Genomic DNA, 1,396 nt, shown 5'->3' on the forward strand with positions numbered 1-1,396 from the left:
TGGTAACACCCGAAGCCGGTGGCCCAACCCTTGTGGGGGGAGCCGTCGAAGGTGGGACTGGCGATTGGGACTAAGTCGTAACAAGGTAGCCGTACCGGAAGGTGCGGCTGGATCACCTCCTTTCTAAGGAGCATCTGGCAGCCTGCTCGCCTGTCATGGGTGGGTGAGGGTGTCCAGGCCCACGCCCCGGCCGAACGAGCTCGGGGGTGGTGCTCAAGGGTGGAACATCGACTGCTGGCCGGCCTTGGTGGTCGGTGGCTCCTAGTACGCCTGCAGCTTGCTGTGGGGAGGGAACGGATGCTCACCGGTTGACCGGGTCGGCCTGGCACGCTGTTGGGTCCTGAGGGAACAGCCGGAAGGTTGTTGTCCTTGGGGTCGCGCCGCGCACTTGATCCGCTTGCGAGCGGGTGGGGTGCGCGTCGGCCTGCGGGCCGCCTGGTCGTGTGAACCGCTCACTTTCTGGTGGGTAGGCGCAGGGCAGTACAGGTGAGTCACCCGGTCGTAGCTTGAGAACTGCACAGTGGACGCGAGCATCTTTGAATGATCTTTGTGGTCAAGTTTATAAGGGCACAGGGTGGATGCCTTGGCACTAGGAGCCGAAGAAGGACGTTGTAGCCTGCGATAAGCCTCGGGGAGTTGGCAAACGAACCGTGATCCGAGGATGTCCGAATGGGGAAACCCCGCACGAGTCATGTCGTGTGACCCGCACCTGAATATATAGGGTGTGTGGAGGGAACGCCGGGAAGTGAAACATCTCAGTACCGGCAGGAAGAGATATTCCGTGAGTAGTGGCGAGCGAAAGCGGATCAGGCCAAACCGTATACGTGTTCAAGCCGGCAGGCGTTGCGTATGCGGGGTTGTGGGACCTTTCAGCTGGTTCTGCCGAACCAGCAGGGAGTCAGAAAGTCGCGTCATAGTCGAAGGGCATTGAAAGGCCCGGCACAGAGGGTGGTACCCCCGTAGACGAAATGGCGTGGCCTCCCGAGAGGGATCCCAAGTAGCTCCGGGCCCGAGAAACCTGGAGTGAATCTGCACAGACCACTGTGTAAGCCTAAATACTACCTAGTGACCGATAGCGGACAAGTACCGTGAGGGAAAGGTGAAAAGTACCCCGGGAGGGGAGTGAAATAGTACCTGAAACCGTGTGCCTACAAACCGTCGGAGCCTCCCTAGCAGGGGTGACGGCGTGCCTTTTGAAGAATGAGCCTGCGAGTTAGTGGTACGTGGCGAGGTTAACCCGTGTGGGGAAGCCGTAGCGAAAGCGAGTCCGAATAGGGCGATACAGTCGCGTGCTCTAGACCCGAAGCGGAGTGATCTAGCCATGGGCAGGGTGAAGCGCGGGTAAGACCGCGTGGAGGCCCGAACCCACCAGGGTTGAAAACCTGGGGGATGACCT

1 rRNA gene and 1 other annotated feature (1 of these 2 only partly in view) are annotated in these 1,396 nt (G+C 60.1%); the gene reads left to right on the top strand.

Annotated elements, in window-relative coordinates:
* Positions 1 to 110: a sequence feature (16S ribosomal RNA rRNA prediction is too short), on the top strand (it extends 21 nt beyond the left edge of the window).
* 441 nt (positions 111 to 551) lie between these two features.
* Positions 552 to 1,396: ribosomal RNA gene (locus CBZ_RS19920) — 23S ribosomal RNA — on the top strand; the annotation flags it as partial.

Source organism: Cellulomonas biazotea (assembly GCF_004306155.1).
In the GTDB taxonomy this organism is placed as follows: Bacteria; Actinomycetota; Actinomycetes; order Actinomycetales; family Cellulomonadaceae; genus Cellulomonas; species Cellulomonas biazotea.